General features: G+C 67.2%; 23 protein-coding genes. 21 read left to right on the top strand and 2 right to left on the bottom strand.

The window, feature by feature from the left end:
- Positions 1–95: 95 nt before the first annotated feature.
- From ABNX08_RS12930 to aceA, 21 genes are all read left to right on the top strand, one after another.
- Entirely contained in the window at positions 96–635 is a 540-nt protein-coding gene (locus tag ABNX08_RS12930) for a bacterioferritin (RefSeq protein ID WP_022535653.1), read from the top strand.
- 405 nt (positions 636–1,040) lie between these two features.
- A complete protein-coding gene (locus tag ABNX08_RS12925; protein ID WP_022535652.1) occupies positions 1,041–2,045 on the top strand; it encodes a sulfate ABC transporter substrate-binding protein in 1,005 nt (334 codons plus the stop codon).
- A 76-nt stretch (positions 2,046–2,121) separates the two neighbouring features.
- Positions 2,122–2,745, top strand: a complete 624-nt coding sequence (gene ssuE, locus ABNX08_RS12920; protein ID WP_349609266.1) for an NADPH-dependent FMN reductase — start codon at positions 2,122–2,124, stop codon at positions 2,743–2,745.
- Positions 2,746–2,898: 153 nt separating this feature from the next.
- Positions 2,899–3,927 carry a sulfonate ABC transporter substrate-binding protein gene (locus ABNX08_RS12915; protein WP_349609206.1) on the top strand — a complete coding sequence of 343 codons (1,029 nt, stop codon included), beginning with the start codon at positions 2,899–2,901 and terminating at the stop codon, positions 3,925–3,927.
- A gap of 36 nt (positions 3,928–3,963) precedes the next feature.
- Positions 3,964–5,127, top strand: a complete 1,164-nt coding sequence (gene ssuD, locus ABNX08_RS12910; protein WP_022535649.1) for an FMNH2-dependent alkanesulfonate monooxygenase — start codon at positions 3,964–3,966, stop codon at positions 5,125–5,127.
- A 12-nt stretch (positions 5,128–5,139) separates the two neighbouring features.
- The gene (ssuC, locus tag ABNX08_RS12905) at positions 5,140–5,940 is read left to right on the top strand and encodes an aliphatic sulfonate ABC transporter permease SsuC (RefSeq protein ID WP_022535648.1); all 801 of its coding nucleotides are present in this window, start codon (positions 5,140–5,142) and stop codon (positions 5,938–5,940) included.
- Between the two features lie 43 nt (positions 5,941–5,983).
- Positions 5,984–6,877 carry an ATP-binding cassette domain-containing protein gene (locus tag ABNX08_RS12900; RefSeq protein WP_349609208.1) on the top strand — a complete coding sequence of 298 codons (894 nt, stop codon included), beginning with the start codon at positions 5,984–5,986 and terminating at the stop codon, positions 6,875–6,877.
- A 208-nt stretch (positions 6,878–7,085) separates the two neighbouring features.
- Positions 7,086–7,937 (top strand): EAL domain-containing protein, encoded by an 852-nt coding sequence (locus tag ABNX08_RS12895; protein WP_349609210.1) that lies wholly within the window; start codon positions 7,086–7,088, stop codon positions 7,935–7,937.
- On the top strand, positions 7,934–8,605 hold the full coding sequence (locus ABNX08_RS12890) for an alpha/beta hydrolase (RefSeq protein WP_022535645.1): 672 nt from the start codon (positions 7,934–7,936) through the stop codon (positions 8,603–8,605). Before ABNX08_RS12895 ends, ABNX08_RS12890 begins: the two co-directional genes overlap by 4 nt.
- 160 nt (positions 8,606–8,765) lie before the next feature.
- Complete coding sequence (gene cysT, locus ABNX08_RS12885; protein ID WP_022535644.1) at positions 8,766–9,728, top strand: sulfate ABC transporter permease subunit CysT; 963 nt, start codon at positions 8,766–8,768, stop codon at positions 9,726–9,728.
- Position 9,729: 1 nt separating this feature from the next.
- On the top strand, positions 9,730–10,671 hold the full coding sequence (cysW, locus tag ABNX08_RS12880; protein ID WP_022535643.1) for a sulfate ABC transporter permease subunit CysW: 942 nt from the start codon (positions 9,730–9,732) through the stop codon (positions 10,669–10,671).
- On the top strand, positions 10,668–11,804 hold the full coding sequence (locus tag ABNX08_RS12875; protein ID WP_022535642.1) for a sulfate/molybdate ABC transporter ATP-binding protein: 1,137 nt from the start codon (positions 10,668–10,670) through the stop codon (positions 11,802–11,804). Before cysW ends, ABNX08_RS12875 begins: the two co-directional genes overlap by 4 nt.
- Positions 11,801–12,745: a CysB family HTH-type transcriptional regulator gene (locus ABNX08_RS12870; protein WP_349609213.1), complete on the top strand. Its 945-nt coding sequence runs from the start codon at positions 11,801–11,803 to the stop codon at positions 12,743–12,745. The genes ABNX08_RS12875 and ABNX08_RS12870 overlap by 4 nt, the downstream gene beginning before the upstream one ends.
- 270 nt (positions 12,746–13,015) lie before the next feature.
- Complete coding sequence (locus ABNX08_RS12865; RefSeq protein WP_349609215.1) at positions 13,016–13,405, top strand: terminase; 390 nt, start codon at positions 13,016–13,018, stop codon at positions 13,403–13,405.
- A gap of 66 nt (positions 13,406–13,471) precedes the next feature.
- Positions 13,472–14,653 (top strand): sensor histidine kinase, encoded by a 1,182-nt coding sequence (locus ABNX08_RS12860; RefSeq protein WP_349609217.1) that lies wholly within the window; start codon positions 13,472–13,474, stop codon positions 14,651–14,653.
- Positions 14,654–14,734: 81 nt separating this feature from the next.
- Entirely contained in the window at positions 14,735–15,562 is an 828-nt protein-coding gene (locus ABNX08_RS12855) for a LytTR family DNA-binding domain-containing protein (RefSeq protein WP_022535638.1), read from the top strand.
- 144 nt (positions 15,563–15,706) lie between these two features.
- The gene (locus ABNX08_RS12850) at positions 15,707–16,954 is read left to right on the top strand and encodes an MFS transporter (RefSeq protein WP_041681517.1); all 1,248 of its coding nucleotides are present in this window, start codon (positions 15,707–15,709) and stop codon (positions 16,952–16,954) included.
- A 59-nt stretch (positions 16,955–17,013) separates the two neighbouring features.
- A complete protein-coding gene (locus ABNX08_RS12845; RefSeq protein WP_349609220.1) occupies positions 17,014–18,753 on the top strand; it encodes a thiamine pyrophosphate-binding protein in 1,740 nt (579 codons plus the stop codon).
- A gap of 43 nt (positions 18,754–18,796) precedes the next feature.
- Positions 18,797–19,294, top strand: a complete 498-nt coding sequence (gene rraA / locus ABNX08_RS12840) for a ribonuclease E activity regulator RraA (RefSeq protein WP_349609222.1) — start codon at positions 18,797–18,799, stop codon at positions 19,292–19,294.
- A gap of 2 nt (positions 19,295–19,296) precedes the next feature.
- Entirely contained in the window at positions 19,297–19,713 is a 417-nt protein-coding gene (locus ABNX08_RS12835; RefSeq protein ID WP_349609224.1) for a gamma-glutamylcyclotransferase family protein, read from the top strand.
- A 395-nt stretch (positions 19,714–20,108) separates the two neighbouring features.
- Positions 20,109–21,404 carry an isocitrate lyase gene (gene aceA, locus ABNX08_RS12830; protein ID WP_022535633.1) on the top strand — a complete coding sequence of 432 codons (1,296 nt, stop codon included), beginning with the start codon at positions 20,109–20,111 and terminating at the stop codon, positions 21,402–21,404.
- 1,153 nt (positions 21,405–22,557) lie between these two features.
- On the opposite strand, the gene ABNX08_RS12825 is transcribed toward aceA, so the two are convergent.
- A complete protein-coding gene (locus tag ABNX08_RS12825) occupies positions 22,558–22,992 on the bottom strand; it encodes a universal stress protein (RefSeq protein ID WP_022535631.1) in 435 nt (144 codons plus the stop codon).
- A 169-nt stretch (positions 22,993–23,161) separates the two neighbouring features.
- Positions 23,162–24,112, bottom strand: a complete 951-nt coding sequence (locus tag ABNX08_RS12820; RefSeq protein WP_022535630.1) for a LysR family transcriptional regulator — start codon at positions 24,110–24,112, stop codon at positions 23,162–23,164.
- Between the last annotated feature and the right edge of the window lie 123 nt (positions 24,113–24,235).

The raw sequence follows: 24,235 nt of genomic DNA, 5'->3' as shown, positions 1-24,235 counted from the left end.
ATCCGCCGAGTGGCACACTTTTCGCGTCGCAAAAAGGGTTGATTTTCCCTACAAGGCGCTGCGCTGACGCAGCCCCATCCCCAAGGAGCCCTTCAATGACCGATAAGTCTTTCCTCACAGACGTCAAGACGCTGCGCGAGCGCGCCCGCCAGCACATCGATGATGGCGCCGTGACCGCGGGCTATGCCGCGGATCGCGATACCGTGCTGAAGCTGCTCAACGACGCGCTGGCCACCGAAATCGTCTGCGTGCTGCGCTATCGCCGACACTATTACATGGCCAAGGGGCCGAACTCCAAGAGTGTCGCCGATGAATTCCTGGCCCATTCCAACGAAGAACAAGGCCATGCCGACCAGATCGCCGAGCGCATTGTCCAACTCGGCGGCGAGCCCGACTTCGCGCCCGACGGCCTGACCAGCCGCTCCCACGCTGAATATGTGGCGGGTACTTCGCTGACGGAAATGATCAAGGAAGACCTGGTGGCCGAACGCATCGCCATCGACAGCTATCGCGAGATCATCCAGTTCCTGGGCGAACGTGACCCGACCTCGCGCCGGCTTATGGAAAGCATCCTGGCGGTGGAAGAGGAGCATGCCGACGAAATGGCTGACCTGCTCGCACGCCAGGGCGGCTGAGGCGGCGGCGCGGCAGCTTGCCCGCACTTGACCTTGATCAACCCGAGGTCGCCGGCAAGCCGATAACATTTGCCTGTCATGGAGATGCGGGGGCGCTCTTCATGACTTGTCTACCCGTTTCCGGAATGGAAACTTCGCCCGCGCTGGCTTGCCGGTGCGGGCGTTTTCTTTTGGGGCGTGACGCATCCTCCTCCTTCCCCTAGGCATGCCGCATGCCCCCGTGCGCCGGCATGCCCTTATTTCCGTCCGATCTTATGCAAAAAACAGCAAAGGATCGGCGAAACCATTCGTTCCGTTCAGATAGCCCCCTCGGTAGTCTTGCTCCTGACACAAGTCCGCGCCCCAAGGCGGACAAAGCAAACAGCGCCTGGCGCGCATTCACGACACTGACGGGAGCAACACAAGATGATCCGCAAACTGGCCATCGGCCTGGCTGTACTTGGCGCACTGACGGCGGCGCAGACTGCCTCGGCTGCCAACCTGCTGAACGTTTCCTACGATCCGACGCGTGAGTTGTATGTCGACGTCAACGCCGCCTTCGCCAAGGCCTGGAAGGCCCAGGGCGGCGACGCCGTGACCGTGCGCCAGTCGCACGGCGGCTCGGGCAAGCAGGCGCGCTCGGTGATCGACGGGCTGGATGCCGACGTGGTGACGCTGGCGCTGGGCTATGACATCGACGCCATCGCGGAGAAGGGCCTGATCAAGCCGGACTGGCAGAAGCGCCTGCCGCACAACGCCTCGCCGTACACCTCGACCATCGTGTTCCTGGTGCGCAAGGGCAACCCCAAGGGCATCAAGGACTGGGGCGACCTGGTCAAGCCCGGCGTGCAGGTGATCACGCCCAACCCCAAGACCTCGGGCGGCGCGCGCTGGAACTACCTGGCCGCGTGGGGCTATGCCCTGCGCCAGCCGGGCGGCAACGACGCCAAGGCGCGCGAGTTCGTCGGCGAGCTGCTCAAGCATGTGCCGGTGCTGGATTCGGGCGCGCGCGGGGCCACCACCACCTTTGTCGAGCGCAACCTGGGCGATGTGCTGATCGCGTGGGAGAACGAAGCCATCCTGGCTATCAAGGAGCTGGGCCCCGACAAGTTCGATATCGTCGCGCCGTCGGTCTCGATCCTGGCCGAGCCGCCGGTGGCCGTGGTCGACAAGGTGGTCGACAAGAAGGGCACGCGCAAGGCGGCCGAGGCCTACCTGCAGTTCCTGTACACCGATGAAGGCCAGGAGATCGCGGCCAAGAACTACTACCGCCCGATCTCGCAGAAGGTTGCGGCCAAGTACGCGGCCAACTTCCCCAAGGTGAAGCTGTTCACCATCGATGAAGTGTTCGGCGGCTGGCAGAAGGCGCAGAAGACCCACTTCGCCGATGGCGGCTCGTTCGACCAGATTTATCAGCCCGGCAAGAAATAACCCACGAGACCGGCGGGCCGTGGCCGCGTGGGGCGGCCGCGGCGCCGACCGGCCCAACAAGAAGAAGGAAGCCCCGATGTCCATCCTGACGCTCTCCGGCAGCCCGTCGGTCCAGTCCCGTTCCGGCCATGTGCTGGGGCACCTGCGCGCTGCGCTGGAGGCTGCCGGCGAACGCACCCGCCATCTCGACCTGCGCGAACTGCCGGCGGGTCCGCTGCTGGCAGCGCGCGTGGACGAACCCGCGATCGCCGCCGCCACGCGCGCCGTGTCCGAGGCGCAGGTGGTGGTACTGGCCACACCGGTGTACAAGGCCGCCTACAGCGGCCTGCTCAAAGCTTTCCTCGACCTGCTGCCGCAGACCGGCCTGCGCGACAAGATCGTGCTGCCGATCGCCACCGGCGGCAGCCTCGCCCATGCGCTGGCGATCGACTATGCGCTGCGCCCGGTGCTGTCCGCGCTGGGCTCGCGCCAGATCCTGCCCGGCATCTTTGCCGTGGACCAGCAGATCGAAACCTCCGATGCCTCCGACGTGCGCGAGGTGCGCTTCGATGCCGCGCTGTCGGCGCGCCTCGACGAAGGCGTGCTGCGGGTGCGCGATGCGCTGGCGCATGCCCGCATCGACGTGCCGCTAGACGTGGTGCCCCGCGCGCTGGTGCAGCGCGCCGCGGCCGCCGCGGTGGCCGAGCGATGTTCCGCCTGAACTGACTGACTGAAGTGGCGCCGGCCAGCCCGGCGCAGCGGCAGCCACGCCATGCCACCCGCAAGCGGGATCGGCAGGGAGGCCTGCTGCCGTCACCACCCTAGCCATCAATCTGGCCTCGGAGGGCATCGCCCCGGCCATGGAGGAATTCGCATGACATCGAGCATCCTGTCCCGCGCGGCAAACCAGCGCCGCCGCCTGATCACCGCCGCGCTGGTGGTCGCCACCGGCCTGGCCTACGGCCTGCTGCCCGGCCACGCCCAAGCGCAATCGAAGAACATCGACGCCAAGGTGCTGCGCATCGGCTACCAGAAGTACGGCACGCTGACGCTGCTCAAGGCGCGCGGCACGCTGGAAAAGCGGCTGGCGCCGCAAGGCATCACCGTCAAATGGACCGAGTTCCCCGCCGGGCCGCAACTGCTGGAAGGGCTGAACGTCGGCGCGGTCGACTTCGGCACCGTCGGCGAAGCGCCGCCGATCTTTGCGCAGGCCGCGGGTGCGCAGCTGGTCTATGTCGGCAACGAGCCGCCGGCGCCGACCGCTGAAGCCATCGTCGTGCCCAAGGGCTCGGCGATCCGCTCGGTGGCCGAGTTGCGCGGCAAGCGCGTAGCGCTGAACAAGGGCTCCAACGTGCATTACCTGCTGGTGCGCCAACTGGAGAAGGCCGGCGTGCCTTATGGCGAGATCCAGCCGGTCTACCTGCCGCCGGCCGATGCACGCGCGGCCTTCGAGCGCGGCGCGGTCGATGCATGGGTGATCTGGGACCCGTTCCTCGCGGCCGCAGAGAAGCAACTGGGCGCGCGCGTGCTGGCCGATGGCCGCGGCGCGGACGGCAAGAACGTGGTCAGCAACCACCAGTTCTACCTGGCCTCGCGGCCGTATGCGCAGGCAAAGCCGGAGATCGTCAGGCTGATCCTGGACGAACTGGCCACGCTGGGCAACTGGGCGGAGAAGAACTCGAAGGACGCCACCGCCGTGCTGACCGGCGAGGTCGGCCTGCCCGCCGATGTGCTCGACCTCGCGGTATCGCGCTTCTCCTACGGCGCGCGCCCGGTCAGCGCCGAAGTGCTGGCCGAGCAGCAGCGCATCGCCGACGTCTTCCACTCGCTCAAGCTGATCCCCAGGCCGATCAAGGTGGCTGATGCGCGCTGGGACGTGCCGCAGCAGCAGGCGCAGCGATAGGCATCGCGCACCTGGCAAGAACATAAGGAGAACGACATGCACGTATTCTGGTTTATCCCCACCCACGGCGACAGCCGCTACCTCGGCACCTCCGAGGGCGCACGCGAGGTCAATTTCGACTACCTGAAGCAGGTCGCCGTGGCCGCCGATACGCTGGGCTACGAGGGGGTGCTGATCCCCACCGGGCGCTCGTGCGAAGACCCGTGGGTGGCAGCGTCCGCGCTGGCGGCGGTCACGCAGCGCCTGAAATTCCTGGTCGCGGTGCGCCCGGGGTTGATGGCGCCGACGCTGGCCGCACGCATGGCGGCGACCTTCGACCGCATCTCGAACGGCCGGCTGCTGATCAACCTGGTCACCGGCGGCGACACCGCCGAACTGGAAGGCGATGGCCTGTTCCTCGACCACGCCGCGCGCTACCAAGCCTCGGCCGAATTCCTGCGCATCTGGCGCGAGGTGCTGGCCACCAGCCATGACAGCGGCCAGGTCGATTTCGAAGGCAAGCACCTGAGCGTGAAGGGCGCGCGCGTCCTGTACCCTCCGCTGCAGCGCCCACACCCGCCGGTGTACTTTGGCGGTTCGTCGGCGCCGGCGCATGCGCTCGCGGGCGAGCAGGTCGATACCTACCTGACCTGGGGCGAGCCGCCGGCCGACGTCGCGAAGAAGCTCGACGACGTGCGCCGCCACGCCGTGCGCCACGGCCGCACGGTGAAATTCGGCATCCGCCTCCACGTGATCGTGCGCGAGACCGATGAAGCCGCCTGGGCTGCCGCCGATGACCTGATCAGCCGGCTCGACGACGACACCGTGGCGCGCGCGCAGGCGGTGTTCGCCAAGATGGATTCGGAAGGGCAGCGCCGCATGGCAGCGCTGCATGCCGGTGGCGCGCGCCGCACGCGCGAGGCGCTGGAGATCAGCCCCAACCTGTGGGCAGGTGTCGGCCTGGTCCGCGGCGGTGCCGGCACTGCGCTGGTGGGCGACCCGCACACCGTGGCGGAGCGCATGCGCGAGTACGCAGAACTTGGCATCGACACCTTCGTGCTCTCCGGCTATCCGCACCTGGAAGAGGCCTACCGTTTTGCCGAACTGGTGTTCCCGCTGCTGCCGCGCTCGGTGCGCGAGAAGCTGCCGGGCAAAGTGCTGTCGGGCCCGTTCGGCGAAGTGATGGCGACCGGCATCGTGCCGCGCGCGGCGCAGAGCTGAAGGAGGACAACCATGAGCGCCCCGCAATTGCCGCCGCCACGCCACTCACCTCAACTCGCACGCGCGCTCGCGCCGTGGATCGTGCCGGTGCTGCTGATCGTGGTCTGGCAGGCCGCCTCGCAGAACGGCTGGCTGTCCAGCCGCGTGCTGCCGGCCCCGCTGGCCGTGGTGCAGGCCGCATGGGAACTGGCCCGCTCGGGCGAACTGTGGAAGCACGTGTGGGTCAGCACCTGGCGCGCGCTGGCCGGCTTTGCCATCGGCGGCGGGCTCGGTCTGCTGCTGGGGCTGCTGACCGGCACGTTCCGCGCCGCGGCCACGCTGCTCGACAGCTCGCTGCAGATGGTGCGCAACATCCCGCCGCTGGCGCTGATCCCGCTGGTGATCCTGTGGTTCGGCATCGACGAGACCGCCAAGCTGTTCCTGGTGGCGCTGGGCGTGTTCTTCCCGGTCTACCTGAACACGTATCACGGCATCCGCTCGGTCGATACAGGGCTGGTGGAGATGGCGCGCAGCTATGGGTTGTCCGGCTGGCGGCTGTACCGCGAAGTCATCCTGCCGGGCGCGCTGCCCGGCATCCTGGTGGGCGTGCGGTTCTCGCTCGGGCTGATGTGGGTGATCCTGATCGTGGCGGAGACCATCTCCGCGCAGTCCGGCATCGGCTACATGACGATGAACGCGCGCGAGTTCCTGCAGACCGACGTGGTGCTGGTGGGCATCCTGCTCTATGCGCTGCTGGGCAAGCTGGCCGACTTGCTCTCGCGCGGGCTGGAGCGTTACTGGCTGCGCTGGCACCCGGGCTACGCCGCCGCCTGATGCAAGGCTGCGCTGGCGCCCCAATCAAGGCAAGGAGATCGATATGCAGATGTACCCGGTGGAACAGGCCGCGCTGGCTGAACTTGAAGCGGGCCTCGCGCGCCGCGAGTCGGCACGGCCGGTGGCAGAGGCGCCGCGCAAGGCAGGTGGTGTGGCGCTGCACGTGAGCCAGGTGGTCAAGCGCTATGACGGCCGCGAAGTGCTGCACAACGTGGCGCTCGATGTGGCGCCGGGCGAATTCCTGGCGATCGTCGGGCGCAGCGGCTGCGGCAAGAGCACGCTGCTGCGGCTGGTGGCGGGGCTGGAGAGAGCCGATGCCGGCAGCATTGCGGTTGATGGCGAGACCGGCCGCACCAGTGCCGACGTGCGCGTGATGTTCCAGGACGCGCGGCTGCTGCCGTGGAAACGCGTGCTCGACAACGTCGCGCTGGGCCTGCCGCGCGAGCGCCGCGCCGAAGCGGCGGAGGTGCTGGCGCAGGTGGGGCTGGCCGACCGCGCGCAGGCGTGGCCCGCACGGCTTTCCGGCGGGCAACGCCAACGCGTGGCACTGGCGCGCGCATTGGTGCACCACCCGCAACTGCTGTTGCTCGATGAGCCGCTGGGTGCGCTCGACGCACTGACACGGATCGAGATGCAAGGGCTGATCGAGGGGCTGTGGCGGCGCCTTGGCTTCACGGCGCTGCTGGTTACGCACGATGTGTCCGAAGCCGTGGCGCTGGCCGACCGCATCGTGCTGATCGAGGACGGGCGCATTGCGATGGACGAGCGCGTGGCGCTGTCGCGCCCGCGCGAACGCGGCGGGGCAGGTTTCGCGCAACTGGAGGCCGCGGTGTTGCAGCGGGTGATGCGGCAGCCGCCACAGGCGGCTGCGCAAACCGGCACGCAAGTGGAGGCGGCCACGCAGCTGTCGCCTCTGACCGTCAGCTGGGCTGCGTAACGGGACTGCGTAGCGGCATATCAGGATGCGTGCGCAGCGCTTCGGCCGCGCTGCGCACATCGACATGAAGGAATCTTCATACGCTCGCGCCCGCTGAACTCCTATCATGAGCAAGCGGGTGGACGCGATGCGGCGGCGCACATTGCAGCCGCCACCATCACCAATCAGACCTTGAGGCCAAGGGGCCCGGTCAACCGAAGGAATCGCCATGCCAGGCGTGCATGAACCGACGGGCGCAGTCCCTGCGCTCCAACGCTATCTCGAATCGCTGCCGCGCCAGCCCGTGGCTGACCGGCATTTGTGGCGCGACGCGCGTGGGCAGGTGCAGGGCCAGTTCTTCAACTGCTCGCTGACCAGCGTGTTCGAGCCACTGGTGACGCTGGCTGACCGTCACGTGGTGGCTCACGAGGGTTCGGTCCACACCTACGCGCAGGACGGCGTAGGCCTGGCTGCGTGGAAGCTGTTTGCGATGGCGGCCGATGACCACACGTTGGTGTCGCTTGACCGGCTCTCGCGCCTGCTGCATGCGATCAACTACTTTGCCGCCGACGGCGAGCAAAAACTGGTGCTGAACGTGCACAACCGCTTGCTAGTCGCGGTGGCCGACGACCACGGCGCGTCCTTCCGGCGCGCGCTGCAATCGCTGGGGCTGCCGCTGGAGCGCTTCGTGATCCAGGTGCCGGCCAGTGCCAACGACGACCTGCCGTTGCTGCTGCACGTGGTGGGCAACTACCGCCGCAACGGTTTCGCGGTGAGCCTGCAGGCTTCCGATCCGGCAGAAGCGGGCGCATTGATGGCGCACGCGCTGCCTGACTGGCTCAAGCTCGACATGCGCCGCACCTGGACCGACCGCCAGTTGTCCGGCCTGCGCGCCAGCGCCAACAGCGCCGGCGTCACCCTGATCGGGCGGCGGCTCCAGGATGCCGAGAGCGTGGAGCGGCTCCAGGCCGCCGGCATCGGCCTGGGGCAGGGCGCCTTCGCCGGCGCGCCGATGAGCGTGGCCGGACTGCGGGCGACCCATGCGGCCACGGTCAATGAACTGAGCAAGGAGCCGGTATGACGCAATCCCTCTCGCCATCGACCGGGGCGCGCACGCGACTGGAGATCCCGCGGCACCTGCAGGTGCTGACCGTGCCAGGGCTGCATGGCAGCGGACCGGGGCACTGGCAAAGCCGCTGGGAGCAGAAATTCCCGGACTGGCAGCGCGTGGAGCAGCACGACTGGTCGCGCCCGAGCCTGCCGCTGTGGGCCGAGCGCGTCTCCGAAGGGGTGATGCGCGCACAGCGCGTGGCCTCGCGGGGCGCGGTGCTGGTGGCGCACAGCTTCGGCTGCCTGGCGTCGCTGCGCCAGGCGGCGCTGGATCCGGTTGGGATTGCCGGCGCGCTGCTGGTGGCGCCAGCGGATCCGGACAAATTTGGCGTGGCGGCGCTGCTGCCTGCGTTCCGGCTGCCGTTCCCGACGATTCTTGTCGCCAGCCGCAACGACCCGTGGATGCCGCAACGCACCGCTTTCAGCTGGGGCACGCTGTGGGGCAGCGAACTGGTCGATTCGGGCATGCTGGGTCACATCAATACCGATTCCGGGCTTGGCGAGTGGCCTGAGGGCCTCGCGCTGCTCGATACGCTGGTCCAGCGGATCGGCCAGGGTGGTGAAGCGGGCACCGGAAGTGGTCCGAGCGCGGCATGGGAAGCGGGTGTCGAAGTCGCCCCAACCATCCCTTATATCTAAACCGTCTAAGAAAATTCAGAAAGATTCGTTCTGTTTATAAGGGCGACTCTGCAGAATCTGTCTCGTAGGCCAGCGCGATATGCGCCGGCGTCATAAGGAACGGGCCCGCCGGGGCCGGCCATCCCTGGCCCGGCGGCGCACCGCTCGCAGACGAGACGACATGCCACCATCCATTTCCCTGGCGGACGCGCCCCCGCCAGCCGCCCCCCGCGCGCCGGAATCCGGCGCAGCCCGCGCACCCCGCGGCCCGGCCACGCAGCGTTTCACGGTGCTGCCCGGCTTCGGCCTGTCGCTCGGCTTTACGCTGTTCTACCTGACGCTGATCGTCCTGATCCCGCTGTCGGCCACGTTCCTGAAGACGTTCACGATGACGTGGGACGCCTTCTGGACCTCGGTCACGGCGCCGCGCGTCGTGGCCTCGCTGCAACTGAGCTTCGGCGCGTCGCTGGTGGCAGCCATCGTCAATACGGCGTTCGGGCTGGTGGTCGCATGGGTACTGGTGCGGTACCGCTTCCCTGGCAAGCGTCTGATCGATGCGCTGGTGGACCTGCCGTTCGCGCTGCCCACCGCGGTGGCCGGTATCGCGCTGACGGCGCTGTTTGCCGGCAATGGCTGGATCGGCCGCTACCTGGAGCCGCTTGGCATCAAGGTCGCCTTCACGCCGCTGGGCGTGGTGGTGGCGCTGACCTTTATCGGCCTGCCGTTCGTGGTGCGCACGGTGCAGCCGGTGCTGGAGGATGTCGAGCAGGAACTGGAAGAGGCCGCCGCCAGCCTGGGCGCCAACCGCCTGCAGACCTTCCACCGCGTGATCCTGCCCGCCATCCTGCCGGCGCTGCTGACCGGGTTTGCGCTGTCGTTCGCACGTGCGACCGGCGAGTATGGGTCGGTGGTCTTTATCTCCGGCAACATGCCGATGGTGTCCGAGATTGCGCCGCTGATGATCTATTCCAAGCTGGAGCAGTACGACTATGCTGGCGCCACCGCGGTGGCGGTGGTGATGCTGGTGATCTCGTTCGCGCTGCTGCTGCTGATCAACCTGCTGCAGGCCTGGACGCGCCGCCACCAGTCGGGCTTGCGCGCAGCGCTGGCACCTGAAGCGCCCGCCACGGGCAAGGAGTTCTGACATGGCGGGCGCAGTTTCCGGACGCCTGGGCGGGCAGGGCAACGCCAGGGGCCATCACAGATTCGACGCCACCGGCGAAGCGCCATGGGTGCGCTACACGCTGATCACGGTGGCAGTGCTGTTCCTCACGCTGTTCCTGTTCGTGCCGCTGGCCTCGGTCTTCTATGAAGCCTTGCGCAAGGGCGTGCAGACCTACTGGGAAGCGCTGATCGAGCCGGACGCGCTCGCCGCGATCCAGCTCACGCTGACCGTGGCCGCGATCGCGGTGCCGCTCAATGTGGTGTTCGGCGTGGCGGCGGCGTGGGCCATCGCCAAGTTCGACTTCCGCGGCAAGAACCTGCTGATCACGCTGATCGACCTGCCGTTCTCGGTGTCGCCGGTGATCTCCGGCCTGGTCTACGTGCTGCTGTTCGGCGCGCAGGGTTGGCTGGGTCCGTGGCTGGAAGCGCACGACATCAAGATCATGTTCGCGGTGCCGGGCATCGTGCTGGCCACCATCTTCGTGACGTTCCCCTTCGTGGCGCGCGAGCTGATCCCGCTGATGCAGGCACAGGGCAGCGAAGAGGAAGAGGCCGCGATCGTGCTGGGCGCCTCGGGCTGGCAGACCTTCCGCCATATCACGCTGCCCAATATCCGCTGGGGCCTGCTGTATGGCGTGATCCTGTGCAATGCGCGGGCGATGGGCGAGTTCGGCGCGGTGTCGGTGGTGTCGGGCCATATCCGCGGGCTGACCAACACCATGCCGCTGCACGTGGAGATCCTCTACAACGAGTACAACTTTGCGGCAGCCTTTGCGGTGGCCTCGCTGCTGACCCTGCTGGCACTGGTCACCCTCGGCATCAAGACGCTGGTGGAGTGGCGCGCCCGCAAGGAAACCGAAGAAGCGGCGCCCGAGCGTCCGCTGGCAACACTGCAAGCTTCCGTGCAAGGAACAGCATCATGAGCATCCAGGTCAAGAACGTAGAGAAGCGCTTTGGCGACTTTGTCGCGCTGGACAACGTCTCGCTCGATTTCGACGAAGGCGAGCTGACCGCGCTGCTGGGGCCGTCCGGCTGCGGCAAGACCACGCTGCTGCGCATCATCGCCGGCCTGGAGCGTGCGGACGCGGGCCAGATCGTGCTGGCCGGGCGCGATGCCTCGGACCAGCATGTGCGCCAGCGCCAGGTGGGCTTCGTGTTCCAGCACTATGCGCTGTTCAAGCATATGAGCGTGTTCGAGAACGTGGCCTTCGGCCTGCGCGTCAAGCCGCGCGCGGAGCGCCCGAGCGAAGCGCAGATCCGCGACAAGGTGCGCTCGTTGCTGGAGCTGGTGCAGCTCGACTGGCTCGCCGACCGCTACCCGTCGCAGCTCTCCGGTGGCCAGCGCCAGCGTATCGCCCTGGCGCGCGCGCTGGCGGTGGAGCCGCGCGTGCTGCTGCTCGACGAGCCCTTCGGCGCGCTCGACGCCAAGGTGCGCAAGGAACTGCGCCGCTGGCTGCGCCGCCTGCACGATGAGCTGCACGTGACCAGCGTGTTCGTTACGCACGACCAGGAAGAGGCGCTGGAAGTGGCCGACCAGGTGGTGCTGATGAATCGCGGCCACGTGGAGCAGTACGGCTCGCCCGAGGCGGTCTACAACCATCCGGCCACGCCGTTCGTGTTCGGTTTCCTCGGCAACGTGAACCTGTTCCACGGCCGGCTGGAGGTGGGCGAGAGCGGCGGCCTGCTGCACACCGGCGAAGCGGTGCTGCCGGTGGTCGGCAGCGGCCACGAGACCGCCGGCGATGCGGTCGCCTATGTGCGCCCCCATGACCTGGACCTGGAGCGCTACGCGCCCGGCGCCGACGGCATCGCCGTCACGCTGCGCCGCGCGCTGACGCTGGGCCCGGTCGCACAGCTCGAACTTGAACGCGAAGACAACCAGGACGTGATCGAAGTGGCGCTGCCGCTGGAGCGCTTCCGCCATGCGGGCTTCCGTGAAGGCGAGCTGCTCGCGGTGCGCCCGCGCCAGCTGCGCGTATTTACGCAACCGCGCGGGAATGGCACCAGTGGCACCAGCGGCACCACGTCCACCCAACAAGAAAAGGCGACGACATGAACTTCCAGCAACTCCGATCGATCCGCGAGGCGGTGCGCCGCCAGTTCAACCTGACCGAAGTCGCCAACGCGCTCTATACCTCGCAGCCCGGCGTATCGCGCCAGATCCGCGAGCTGGAAGAGGAACTCGGGGTGGAGATTTTCGAGCGCTACGGCAAGCGCCTGACCGGCCTCACCGAGCCCGGGCGCGAGATCGTGCGCATCGTCGACCGCCTGCTGCAGGAGGCCGAGAACCTGCGCCAGGCCGGCGACGAGTTCGCCGGCCGCCATACCGGGCGCCTGACCGTGGCCACTACCCACACGCAGGCGCGCTATGCGCTGCCGCGCGTGGTGCAGGCGTTCCGCCGCGAATACCCGCATGTGACGCTGGCCCTGCAGGAGGCGTCGCCGACCCATATCGTCGAGCTGCTGCTGACGGGCCAGGCCGATATCGGCATCGCCACCGAGGCGCTGGCGACCGAGGCCGGGCTGACCTCGTTCGAGGCCTACACCTGGCAGCACGTGCTGGTGGTCTCGCCCGACCACCCGCTCACGTGCCTGCCCGAACCGACGCTGGAAGACGTGGCCGGCTTCCAGCTCATCACCTATGACGCCGGCTTCACCGGCCGCCGCAAGATCGACAGCGCCTTTGCCGAAGCGGGGCTGCAGCCCGAGATCGTGCTGACCGCGCTGGACGCCGACGTGATCAAGACCTACGCCGAGCTGGAGCTGGGCGTGGGCATCATCGCCTCGATGGCCTATGACGAGCGCAAGGACTCCGGGCTGGTGCGGATTTCGGCCGACCACCTGTTCGCCTCCAACACCACCAGCGTGGCGGTGCGCCGTGGCGCCTACCTGCGCGGCTATGCGCATGCCTTTATCAACATGTTCGCGCCGCACCTGTCGCGCGATACGGTGACTAGCGCCCTGTCGGAGCAGGAGCGCCAGGCCCTGGCGGCCTGATCCCCTTCGCCCAGGCGGCGTGCCGCGCACCTGCTGGCCTGCCGTCTACCCCGGCACGGTACCGTTCGCGCCCCGTGCCCGCCGTTCGTCGCAAGCATCTTTCTTCGCGCCCGTGTGAGGGGTAAAGTCCTTGCACGTGCCGCGCATCGCCACAACACAGCGAGCGCCGCCGTGTACCGCAGCGCAACAAATAAGGCGCGCGGCTGCCTGCCCAGGACTGTCCAGGTTCGGGCGAGGGCCAGGAAAGAGGGGCAAGGGAGAGAGACCATCATGCGCGACGAACCGCTGCTGCGCTGGCAGTGGCGCGGCTATGGCCGCAATCACCAGCATCCCCGCAACCTGCTGCTGCATATCGTGGCCGTGCCGATGTTCATGGCGGGCACGGTGCTGGCCATCTATGGCCTGCTGCGCCTGAGCCTGCCGGCAGTGGCGCTGGGGCTGGTCTGCATGGGCATGTCGATGGCCCTGCAGGGCCGCGGCCACCGGCTGGAAGCCAATGCGCCGGAGCCGTTCGCGGGCCCGGCCGATATCGCCGGCCGCATCCTGGCCGAGCAATGGATCACGTTCCCGCGCTACGTGCTGTCAGGCCAATGGTGGCGGGCGCTGACCAGCCGGCGCGCAGGCTGCCCGCCGCAGGCGGGCCCGTCGGGGCCGGGCTGATGAGTGGCGCATGCGTTGTCTGCCCCAGCATATCCCCGCATTGCGTGAAGCCCAGTCCACGCTAACATGACCGCCATGGAACGCTGCCTCTCCTCCGTCGCCACCGCCATCCCCTCCCGGCTCACCATCCTCGGCCGCGACCTGCTGTTCGTGCTGTGCATGAACACGGTCATCGCCGTCAGCCTGAACTACGGCTTCCAGACCGGCGGCACGCTGTGGCACAACTTTGTCTATAGCCAGCTGATCGGCCTGTCGATCTGGCTGCTGATCGATATTCCGCGCGTGCTGATCTGGTGGAACGACCGGCCGCGCCGCTGGCCCTTCCTGCTGCTGGCCGCGGCCGCGGTGCCGGCTGGGGTGGTGATCGGCAGCTGGGCCACGCGCGTGGCGCTGGAACTGCCGCCCAAGTCGATCGCGGAAACCGGCGACATGCTGCGCATGTGCCTGGTGGTGGGCATGCTGGCCTCGGCCTCGATGATCTACTTCTACTGGTCGCGCGAGAAGCTCGCCTACCTGGAGCGCCAGGCCGCGCTCGACGCGCTGCAGCGCGAGGAAGCGGAAAAGCAACTGGTGCGCGCGCAGCTGATGGCGTTGCAGGCGCAGATCGAGCCGCACTTCCTGTTCAATTCGCTGGCCAACCTCGATGGCCTGATCGCCACCGACCCGCCCACCGCGCGCCTGCTGTTGCAGCGCCTGATCGGCTTCCTGCGCATGTCGCTGGCGCACACCCGCGCCGAGCAATGCACGCTGCGGCAGGAGTTCGAGCTGCTGCGCAGCTACCTCGATATCCAGGCCATGCGCTTCGGCCAGCGGCTCTCGTTCGACATCGACCTGCCGCGGGCCCTGGCGCAGGTGGAGATCCCGCCCATGCTGATCCAGCCGCTGGTGGAGAACGCGGTCACGCACGGCATCGAGCCCTGCATGATCGGCGGCCATATCCGGCTGTCGGCGCGCGCGGCCGGGGATGATGCGGTGCAGGTCATCATCGAGGATACCGGCGTGGGCTTTGGTCATGCCTCGGGCAAGGGCTCGGGCCTTGGCATCACGCATGTGCGCGAGCGGCTGGCGCGGATCTTCGGCGCGGCGGCCAGCATGCAGATGGAAGAGAACACGCCGCGCGGCGTGGTGGTGCGGCTGACGCTGCCGCTGGTGTGGCCGGCCGATGCGCCCACGCTCACCCAGACGGTCACCACCACCACCGTGCCGGAGGGCATGCCGGTATCGGCTCCGGCAATGCCGCGGCCCTGACTGCCGCACCCCTGACAAGAACATCAGGCACCGCCACGAGCGGTGCCGCTGATAGCGCAGGACCAAGCCCCCAGGCCCCCCATGACCCCGACCCTGCTGATTGCCGACGACGAAGCGCTGCTGGCGCGCGTGCTGGAATCCGAACTGAAGTCGCTGTGGCCCGAGGCCCGTATCGTTTCCGTGGTCCACGACGGCATGGCGGCGCTGGCCGCCGCGCGCGAGCACCAGCCGCGCGTGTGCTTCCTGGATATCCGGATGCCGGGCATGAGCGGCATGGACGTGGCGCGCGAGCTGATCGAATTCGATACGCCGCCGCTGGTGGTCTTTGTCACCGCGTATGACCAGTTTGCGCTGGAGGCCTTCGAGCGCGCGGCGGTGGACTATGTACTCAAGCCGGTCCAGCGCGAACGGCTGGAGGCGACGGTAAACCGCCTCAAGGAGCGGCTGCAGGCCGATGCCGACGACGCCGATACGGCCGACGATGACGAGTCTGGCAGCGACACGCTCGATACCGACCGCCTCGGGCAGTTGCTGGCGCGCCTGGAGTCGCTCGAACACGCCACCCCCGGCGCGCCGCAGCGGCAGTACCTGCGCTTTATCAAGGCGCTGGTGGGGCAGGAGGTGCGCATCATCCCCGTGGACGAGGTCATTTACCTGGAAGCCACCGACAAGTACGTCAACGTGGTCTCCAGCAACGGCGAGGCGCTGATCCGCACCAGCCTGCGCGAGCTGACCCAGCAGCTCGACCCCGAGCGCTTCTGGCAGGTCCACCGCGGCACCGTGGTCAACATCAGTTGCGTGGCCAGCGCGGTCAACCAGTCGCTGGGCCGGCTGTCGCTGCGGCTGCGCGACCGGCCGGAACTGCTGCCGGTGGCGCGCCAGTACGCGCACCTGTTCAAGCAGATGTAAGGGATGCGGCCGGGCGGCTTGGCCGCCACCTGGCTGCAGCGAAGGGCGGTTTTCCTCTATGATGCGGGCTTCGGCCCGCGTTTTTCTTTGTGCGCCGCCGCCCCGCATTTCTGTCCTGCCGCAGAGCCACCAACCGCCAGCACCATGTCCACCGCCGCACTCGATCCCACGCGCAATTCCCTTCGTCATGACGCCCAGGTGATCGGGCTGGTGGGGCTGGCGCACGGGGTCTCGCACTTCTATCACCTTCTGCTGGCGCCGCTGTTCCCGTGGATCAAGGCGGAATTCGGCCTGAGCTACGCCGAACTGGGTTTGCTGATGACGGTGTTCTTTGCCGTGTCGGCGGTGGTGCAGACGGCCTCGGGCTTCGTCGTGGACCGCTTCGGCGCCCGGCCCGTGCTGTTCGCCGGCCTGGCCTTCCTGGGCACCGCGGCATTGCTGTTGTCGACCAGCGGGGGCTACGCCGCGCTGCTGTTCGGCGCGGCGGTGGCGGGGCTGGGCAACGGCGTGTTCCATCCAGCCGACTTCACGCTGCTGAACAAGCATGTGTCGCAGCCGCGGCTGGGCCATGCGTTTTCGGTGCACGGCATTTCCGGCAATCTCGGGTGGGCCGCGGCGCCACTGTTCCTGGTCACAATCGCCAATCTCGCCAGCTGGCGCGTGGCGCTGGCGGCGGCCTCTGCGGTGGCCTTTATCGTGCTGGCCGTATTGGTGGTGCTGCGCCATGTGCTGGACCCGCGCGAAGTGCACGGCGCCGTGGGCCGGTCCGCGGCCAAGGCCGCCGGCGGCAGCCTGCTGGGCTTTCTGCGCTTGCCGCAGGTGTGGGTGTGCTGGGCCTTCTTCCTGCTGACCACGTTCTCGGCCGCCGGTATCCAGAGCTTTGCGCCTACCGCGCTGACCTACCTGTACGGCATGCCGTTCACGCTGGCCACTGCCTCCTATACCATCTACATGCTGTGCAGCGCCGGCGGCATGATCGTCGGCGGCTTTGCCGCCAGCCGCACCAGCAACCATGACCGCCTGATCGCGGTCAGCTTCACCGTGTCGGGCCTGCTGGCGGTGCTGGTCGGGCTGAACGTGGTGCCGGGGCTGCTGGTGCCGGTGCTGATGGGCCTGATCGGCTTTGGCGCCGGTACCGCAGGACCCTCGCGCGACCTGCTGGTGCGTGCGGCCGCGCCCGCGGGCGCCACCGGGCGCGTCTATGGCGTGGTCTATTCCGGGCTCGATATCGGCCTGGCCAGCGGCCCGCTGTTCTTCGGCGCGCTGATGGACGCGCGCCTGCCGGCCTGGGTGTTCTTCATGATCGGCGGCTTCCAGCTGCTGTCGATCTTCACCGCGGTGACCGTGGGCAACGGCAACCGCTCGCGCCGTGGCGCGGCGGCGGCTGCCTAGCGACGACCGCGGCGCACCCGCGCACCGCTTTCCGAATTCGTTTGCCTGAGGACGCTTCCATGTCATTGACGCCGGCCACTTCCCCCCAGCAAGACGGTTCCGATCGCGACACGCCACTGCCGGGCGGCCATATCCTGGTCGATGCGCTGCTGGCGCACGGCGCCGAGCTGGCCTTCGGCGTGCCGGGTGAAAGCTATCTGGCGGTGCTCGACGGCTTCCACCGCCGCCGCGACCAGATCCGCTTTATCGTCTGCCGCCAGGAGGGCGGGGCCGCGGTGATGGCCGAGGCCTACGGCAAGCTGACCGGCCGCCCCGGGCTGGCCTTCTGCACGCGCGGGCCCGGCGCCACCAATGCCAGCATCGGCGTGCACACGGCCTTCCAGGACTCGACGCCGATGATCCTGTTTATCGGCCAGGTCGGCACCGACTTCATGGACCGCGAGGCCTTCCAGGAGATCGACTACCGCCGCATGTTCGGCCAGATGGCCAAGTGGGTGGCGCAGATTGACCGCGTCGAACGCATCCCCGAATACATCGCACGCGCCTACCAGACCGCCACCTCGGGCCGCCCGGGGCCGGTGGTGCTGGCGCTGCCGGAAGACATGCTGGCGCAGACCGCCACCGTGCCGCAACTGCGCGCCTACCAGCGCGTGATGAGCTGGCCGGGCGAGGCCGACCTGGCGCGGCTCACCGACATGCTCAATGCCGCCGAGCGCCCCTTCGTGCTGGCCGGCGGCAGCGGCTGGACGCCGCAGGCGTGCGCCGACCTGCAGGCCTTTGCCGAACGTTTCTCGCTGCCGGTCGGCTGCGCCTTCCGCGGCCAGGACCTGTTCGACAACCGCCATCCCAACTACGCCGGCGATGTCGGCATCGGCATCAACCCGGCGCTGGCCGAGCGCATTCGCAATGCCGACCTGGTGCTGGCGATCGGCCCGCGGCTGGGCGAGATGACCACCGGCGGCTATTCGCTGATCGCCGCGCCGCGGCCGGCGCAGACGCTGATCCACGTGCATGCCGGCGCGGAGGAACTGGGCAGCGTCTACCAGGCCGACCTGATGATCCACGCGTCGATGCCCGCCATCGCCGCGCGCCTCGCCGTCCTGCAGCCGGCCGCCACGCCGCGCTGGAAGGCCTGGACCGAGGCCGCGCATGCCGACTATGAACGCTACCTGCAGCCCCCGGCGTTCACGGGGCAGGGCGTCGACATGGCCGAGGTGATCCGCACGCTGGACCAGATGCTGCCGGCCGATGCGGTGGTGACCAACGGTGCCGGCAACTATGCAGGCTGGCTGCACCGCTATTTCCACTACCGCCCGTATGTGAGCGGCGCGCGCGGCCAGCTGGCCCCGACCAGCGGTGCGATGGGCTACGGCGTGCCGGCCGCGATCGGCGCCAAGATCGCCTTCCCGCAGCGAACCGTGGTTGCGCTTGCCGGCGACGGCTGCTTCCTGATGAATGGCCAGGAACTGGCCACGTCGATGCAATACCAGGCACCGGTGGTGTTTATCGTCGTCAACAACGGCATGTACGGCACCATCCGCATGCACCAGGAGCGCGAGTACCCCGGCCATGTATTGGGCACCGAACTGCATAACCCGGACTTTGCCGCGCTGGCACGCGCCTATGGCGCGCGCGGCGAGATCGTGACCACCACCGAGGCCTTCGCGCCCGCGCTGCGCGAGGCGCTGGCCGCGCCGGTCTCGACGCTGATCGAGATCCGCGTCGACCCGGACGTGATCACGCCGCGCACCACGCTGAGCGCGATCCGCGCGCAGGCGCTTGCCAGCCAGAAGGCCTGAGGCGGCCCCACAGAATTCTTTCCATCCCATCAGGAGACCATCGATGAAGCCTGTCACCACCGACCTGTGCGACGCGCATGAAGACCGCCTTGCAGCCGGCACCCTGCGCGTCATGGCGCCGGTGTTCCGTGCCTTCGGCAAGCAAGGCGCCTTTGCCGGCCCCGCGGCCACGCTGAAGGTGTTCGAAGACAACTCGCTGGTGCGGACTGTGCTGGAAGCGCCGGGCCAGGGCAGGGTGCTGGTGATCGACGGCGGTGGCTCGCAGCGCTGCGCGCTGGTCGGCGGCAACCTCGGTGTTCTGGCCGAGAAGAATGGCTGGGTTGGCATCGTCGTCAACGGCTGCATCCGCGATACCGCCGAGCTGGACGCGTGCGATATCGGCATCCGCGCGCTCGCCGCGCATCCGCAGAAGAGCCAGAAGCGCAATATCGGCGAAAGCGACGTCACGGTACAGATGCCTGGCGCCGTCGTGCGCCCCGGCAACTGGATCTATGCCGACGCCGATGGCGTGCTGGTCTCGGACGAAAAGCTGGAGGGCTGAGCATGCCGCGCGTCTTTGTCTACGGCACGCTGCGCGCGGGCGAGGTCAATGACCTGAACGCCGCCGCGCAGCGTCACGGCATTGCCGCGCCCACGTTGCTGGGCACGGCCACGGTGGCGGGCAGGCTGTATGACTTCGGCAGCTATCCCGGGCTGGTGCTGGACGACAACGCCGGCCCGGTAGTGGGCGATATCTACGATGTGGCGGACGCACTTGTGCCGGTACTGGACGAGATCGAGGAGGTCTATCCCGGCCAGGCCACGCTGTTCGTGCGTGTGGAGCGGGACGTATTGCACGGCCGGCATGCCGTGAGTTGCCTGCTTTATCCGGTGTCCGATGCGGCGGTCGCGGCGTTGCCGCGCATCGACGGCGGCGACTGGGTTGCGTATCGGCGCGCGCGCGATACGGTTGCGGCCTGATCCGGCTGCTTCCCCCAGACAAACGGCGCCCTTGCGGCGCCGTTTTGCTTTTTCTGAGCCTCACGGGCTCACGTGTGGCGCAAACGGCTATTTTTCACGATGTGGAAAGCTGTTTTGGACCGCAAAAATACATGGTTTGCAGAGCACAAGGGCATTTCTCATGATGAAAGACTATGTCCCGCATCGTGAAATAAATTCTGCAAGTTATTGAATTTAAATAACAAAAAAACTAAGCATCAACTGCATATCGGGCTTGTTGCGACGCGGGAGCATTCCCTACACTCTTATATAAGACACATGACTTGAGACGCGAAATACAGCCCCACGGCAGCGCGGTCAGGCCAGGTGATCAAGTGATTCTCAGCCATCCCCAAAACAGCTTCAGGAGAGTGACCATGAACCGCCAAGAACAGATCCAGGCCCTGCAAAAAGACTGGGATACCAATCCCCGCTGGAAGGGTATCAAGCGCAACTTCACCGCCGAAGATGTCGTGCGCCTGCGTGGTTCGGTCCAGGTCGAACACACCCTGGCCCGCCGAGGCTCCGAAAAGCTGTGGAACCTGCTGCACACCGAGCCGTTCGTCAACTCGCTGGGCGCGCTGACCGGCAACCAGGCCATGCAGCAAGTGAAGGCCGGCCTGAAGGCCATCTACCTGTCGGGCTGGCAAGTCGCCGGCGACGCCAACCTGGCCGGTGAAATGTACCCCGACCAGTCGCTGTACCCGGCCAACTCGGTGCCGCAAGTCGTCAAGCGCATCAACAACACCTTCCAGCGCGCCGACCAGATCCAGTGGAGCGAAGGCAAGGGCGACACCGACTTCTTCGCCCCGATCGTGGCTGACGCGGAAGCCGGCTTCGGCGGCGTGCTGAACGCCTTCGAACTGATGAAGTCCATGATCGAAGCGGGCGCCGCCGGCGTTCACTTTGAAGACCAACTGGCTTCGGTGAAGAAGTGCGGCCACATGGGCGGCAAGGTGCTGGTACCGACCCGCGAAGCCGTCGCCAAGCTGACCGCTGCCCGTCTGGCTGCCGACGTCTCGGGCGTGCCGACCCTGGTGATCGCCCGTACCGATGCCGAAGCTGCCGACCTGCTGACCTCGGACGTGGACGAAAACGACAAGCCGTTCTGCACCGGCGAGCGCACCGTGGAAGGTTTCTACCGCGTGCGCAACGGCCTGGATCAGTCGATCTCGCGCGCCCTGGCCTACGCTGAAGTGGCTGACCTGGTGTGGTGCGAAACCGGCAAGCCGGACCTCGAGTTCGCCAAGAAGTTCGCCGAAGCCGTGCACGCCAAGTTCCCGGGCAAGATGCTGGCCTACAACTGCTCGCCGTCGTTCAACTGGAAGAAGAACCTGGACGATGCCACCATCGCCAAGTTCCAGAAGGAACTGGGCGCAATGGGCTACAAGTTCCAGTTCATCACGCTGGCCGGCTTCCACTCGCTGAACTACTCGATGTTCAACCTGGCCTACGGCTACGCCCGCAACCAGATGAGCGCGTTCGTGGAACTGCAGGAAGCCGAGTTCAAGGCAGCCGAGAAGGGCTTCACCGCGGTCAAGCACCAGCGCGAAGTCGGCACCGGCTACTTCGACGCCGTGACCCAGACCATCGAAGGCGGCCAGTCGTCGACGACCGCGCTGAAGGGTTCTACCGAAGACGAGCAGTTCTTCGAAGACAAGAAAGTGGCCTGACTCTCCTGGTCACCTCCGCCGGGTCGTGGGGCCCGGCAGTATGGAAGGCGTGCGACCATCACGTCTTCTGCTTTAGGCGCCGCGCCGTTCTCTCTCAGGGACGGCGCGGTTTTTTTGTTTCCTAATGCTGGGGCGGGTTAGCGGGTAGCTGTTCAACAAGTGTTCAAAATTCGTTCAAAACCTATGCGGCATTGATGCGCGCTTTGATCGGTTCCAGCCCGCGCGAGTTCGCGTACAGATCCGCCATCGCATCCGTCATGTGGCCAAGCAGCGCCTTGGTGTCGATGCCGCCCTGTTCCATGCACAGGCTGAGGATTTTGTGGAAGGTCGGCGCATCCTCTGCGTGCCGTGCGCGGTACCCGATGCTCCGAATGAGGCCGATTACGATGCCTGGCAAGTGTGGGTGATGGGATCGCTGCCAGGTGCGCTGGCCGGGTGTGCAGCGCGGCATAGGAAGACGGTGCGGGCGTGGCCAACCAAGTCGTAGTAGCACCCCGCCGCCTAGGCAAGTCGGCGGCGGGGCGCAATTGCGCGGCGCACCGGGGGATCCGCCACACGCTTTCAGCGTAGGGTGGGGGTACGGGGCCGTCATCCTGCTAAATAGAGGGATGCGTGCGTGCTTTCGCGGAATGGCAAGGGTGTTTGTGCTTCCCCAAGAAAAAGCCCTCGTCCTGGGCCGGAGAGCGCTTTGACGGATTGGTGGAATGGGCAATAGTGCCCAGCCACGGAGACGAAACATTTCCCCCGTCTCTGCCGGGGAGATCGGGGACGGTATCAGGCGCCGTCCGACAAAAGAAAAGCCCTCGGCCAGGGTAGGCGAGGGCTATGAATCGCAGTGGGCGTGTCGCGGAACCGCCCGTTGGGGATGGTCGTACATGGCGTGCAATCGCGCATCCCTCTAAATAGAGGTGTTGCTGCAGGGTGACGGTGCCCTGCTAGTCACCGCAGCACCTACGGTGGGAAGAGGGAGCCTGATCGACAAGCCCACCGCGTTCCATACCGCGGCGGTGGCCGCCGGGTTGCACCAGTACTGATGCTCGCAATTCGAAAGCATGGCCTCAGCGCTTCCCCTTTTGACGCTGGACCTGAAAGGAAAACGCCCCAAGAGTCGGGCTTCAGCTCCTGGGGCAGTTCATAGGCGCTGCGCGCGGGCTCAGCGATAGACGATCACCGGGATGTCGGTATGCGTCAGCACCTTCTGCGTCTCGCTGCCGAGCAGCAGGCCCGACAGCCCGCGCCGCCCGTGCGAGGCCATGAAGATCACGTCGCAGCCATGGCGCTCGGCCGCGTCGATGATGCCGAGGTAGGGTACGGCAAAGGTCGACATGTCGGCGTCAAAGGTCACGCCGGCCGTGGTGGCCAGGTTCTCGACTTCCTTCAGGTAAAGCTTGGCCTGGTTCTCGATGCGGTCCTTGAAGGCCTGCGGCGCCTCGACCACGATTTCGCTGAACGGGGTGTACGGATATTCCTCCAGGCAGACATAGGCCGTGACGCGCGCGCCGATGGCCTTGGCGAGCTCCAGCCCGCCGTTGATGGCTTTCTTGGAGAGTTCCGAGCCGTCGGTGGGTAACAGGATGTGTTGGAACATGCGGGGCTCCTTTGCTGACTAGGGATCTGGGCAGGCAGCGGGGCGGCATCGGGGGTGCCGCGGCGCCGGGAATGCGCCTGTCTCGAATCCATTGTAGTCAGTGTGCCGAGTAGGGCATTGCGCAATATCAACGGCAACAAAGTGTCTCAGCGCACACGAGCCGCCGCCTTCATTCCGCCAGCGCTACGTCCGTGGGCACGACCAGCGCCTGCTCGGCCCGGCGCCAGTAGGCCGGGTTGCCATAGGTGTTCTTCAGGTGGTCAATAAACAGCCGCACGCGCAGCGGCAAGTGCTTGCGCTGCGGGAACACCGCGTGGATGCCGATCGGCGGCGCCTGGAAGTCGTCCAGCACCGTCACCAGCCGCCCGGTGGCGATTTCGCGGCCCACTTCCCACCACGAACGCCAGGCCAGCCCGTTGCCCTGCAGGCACCACTCATGCAGTACGGCGCCGTCGCTGCATTCCATGGTCCCGCCCACCTTGACCGTGACCGCGCGGCCGTCCTCCTGGAACACCCAGCCGCGCTGCACGTTGGCGCTGGCGCCAAAGGCAAGACAATTGTGGCGTTGCAGGTCCTCGGGCGTCTTCGGGCGGCCCGCGCGCGCCAGGTAATCGGGTGAGGCCACCACCACGCGGCGCGTCTCGGCCAGCCGGATCGACACCAGGCTGGAGTCGGGCAGGTCGCCCAGCCGGATGGCGCAGTCGAAGCCTTCATTGACCAGGTCGACCACGCGGTCCGACAGGTCCAGCGTGATGCTCACATCCGGGTGCGACTCAATAAACAGCGGCACCAGCGGCGCCACGTGCTTGCGGCCATAACCCGCCGGCGCGGTCACGCGCAGGTGTCCGCTGGCCTTGACGCCGCCGGCGGACACGCTGGCCTCGGCATTGTGCAAGTCGTTCAGGATGCGCTGGCAGTCCTCCAGGAAGGCCGAGCCCTCGAAGGTCAGGCTGATCTTGCGCGTGGTGCGTACCAGCAACTTGACGCCCAGGCGCTCCTCCAGCGCATCGATGCGCCGCCCGATAATGGCCGGCGCCACGCCTTCGGCGGCGGCCGCCGCCGACAAACTGCCGCGCGAGGCGACGGATACAAAAGTCTCCAGTTGCTTGAAATGGTCCACGAATGTTCGCCCGGGGTTGCACTGATTGTGCGGGCACGATCACGTGGACAGGTATTCTGCGCCCGTGCGGCCGGCAATGAGGAGGATTTGGTGCGGAGTATCGTTTTAGTCAGCCAAGATTAG

The organism is Cupriavidus sp. DF5525 (assembly GCF_040149425.2).
Taxonomy (GTDB): domain Bacteria; phylum Pseudomonadota; class Gammaproteobacteria; order Burkholderiales; family Burkholderiaceae; genus Cupriavidus; species Cupriavidus pickettii_A.
This window is presented reverse-complemented; position numbering and strand designations above follow the sequence as displayed.

Coding starts and splice junctions, on each gene's coding strand:
- ABNX08_RS12890 (WP_022535645.1), top strand. CDS start 7,934: ATGACGCAATCCCTCTCGCCATCGACCGGGGCGCGCACGCGACTGGAG.
- ABNX08_RS12855 (WP_022535638.1), top strand. CDS start 14,735: ATGACCCCGACCCTGCTGATTGCCGACGACGAAGCGCTGCTGGCGCGC.
- ABNX08_RS12930 (WP_022535653.1), top strand. CDS start 96: ATGACCGATAAGTCTTTCCTCACAGACGTCAAGACGCTGCGCGAGCGC.
- ABNX08_RS12895 (WP_349609210.1), top strand. CDS start 7,086: ATGCCAGGCGTGCATGAACCGACGGGCGCAGTCCCTGCGCTCCAACGC.
- rraA (WP_349609222.1), top strand. CDS start 18,797: ATGAAGCCTGTCACCACCGACCTGTGCGACGCGCATGAAGACCGCCTT.
- ABNX08_RS12900 (WP_349609208.1), top strand. CDS start 5,984: ATGCAGATGTACCCGGTGGAACAGGCCGCGCTGGCTGAACTTGAAGCG.
- ssuE (WP_349609266.1), top strand. CDS start 2,122: ATGTCCATCCTGACGCTCTCCGGCAGCCCGTCGGTCCAGTCCCGTTCC.
- ABNX08_RS12875 (WP_022535642.1), top strand. CDS start 10,668: ATGAGCATCCAGGTCAAGAACGTAGAGAAGCGCTTTGGCGACTTTGTC.
- ABNX08_RS12925 (WP_022535652.1), top strand. CDS start 1,041: ATGATCCGCAAACTGGCCATCGGCCTGGCTGTACTTGGCGCACTGACG.
- ssuD (WP_022535649.1), top strand. CDS start 3,964: ATGCACGTATTCTGGTTTATCCCCACCCACGGCGACAGCCGCTACCTC.
- ABNX08_RS12850 (WP_041681517.1), top strand. CDS start 15,707: ATGTCCACCGCCGCACTCGATCCCACGCGCAATTCCCTTCGTCATGAC.
- ABNX08_RS12860 (WP_349609217.1), top strand. CDS start 13,472: ATGACCGCCATGGAACGCTGCCTCTCCTCCGTCGCCACCGCCATCCCC.
- ssuC (WP_022535648.1), top strand. CDS start 5,140: ATGAGCGCCCCGCAATTGCCGCCGCCACGCCACTCACCTCAACTCGCA.
- ABNX08_RS12825 (WP_022535631.1), bottom strand. CDS start 22,992: ATGTTCCAACACATCCTGTTACCCACCGACGGCTCGGAACTCTCCAAG.
- ABNX08_RS12835 (WP_349609224.1), top strand. CDS start 19,297: ATGCCGCGCGTCTTTGTCTACGGCACGCTGCGCGCGGGCGAGGTCAAT.
- ABNX08_RS12870 (WP_349609213.1), top strand. CDS start 11,801: ATGAACTTCCAGCAACTCCGATCGATCCGCGAGGCGGTGCGCCGCCAG.
- ABNX08_RS12915 (WP_349609206.1), top strand. CDS start 2,899: ATGACATCGAGCATCCTGTCCCGCGCGGCAAACCAGCGCCGCCGCCTG.
- ABNX08_RS12845 (WP_349609220.1), top strand. CDS start 17,014: ATGTCATTGACGCCGGCCACTTCCCCCCAGCAAGACGGTTCCGATCGC.
- aceA (WP_022535633.1), top strand. CDS start 20,109: ATGAACCGCCAAGAACAGATCCAGGCCCTGCAAAAAGACTGGGATACC.
- cysT (WP_022535644.1), top strand. CDS start 8,766: ATGCCACCATCCATTTCCCTGGCGGACGCGCCCCCGCCAGCCGCCCCC.
- cysW (WP_022535643.1), top strand. CDS start 9,730: ATGGCGGGCGCAGTTTCCGGACGCCTGGGCGGGCAGGGCAACGCCAGG.
- ABNX08_RS12865 (WP_349609215.1), top strand. CDS start 13,016: ATGCGCGACGAACCGCTGCTGCGCTGGCAGTGGCGCGGCTATGGCCGC.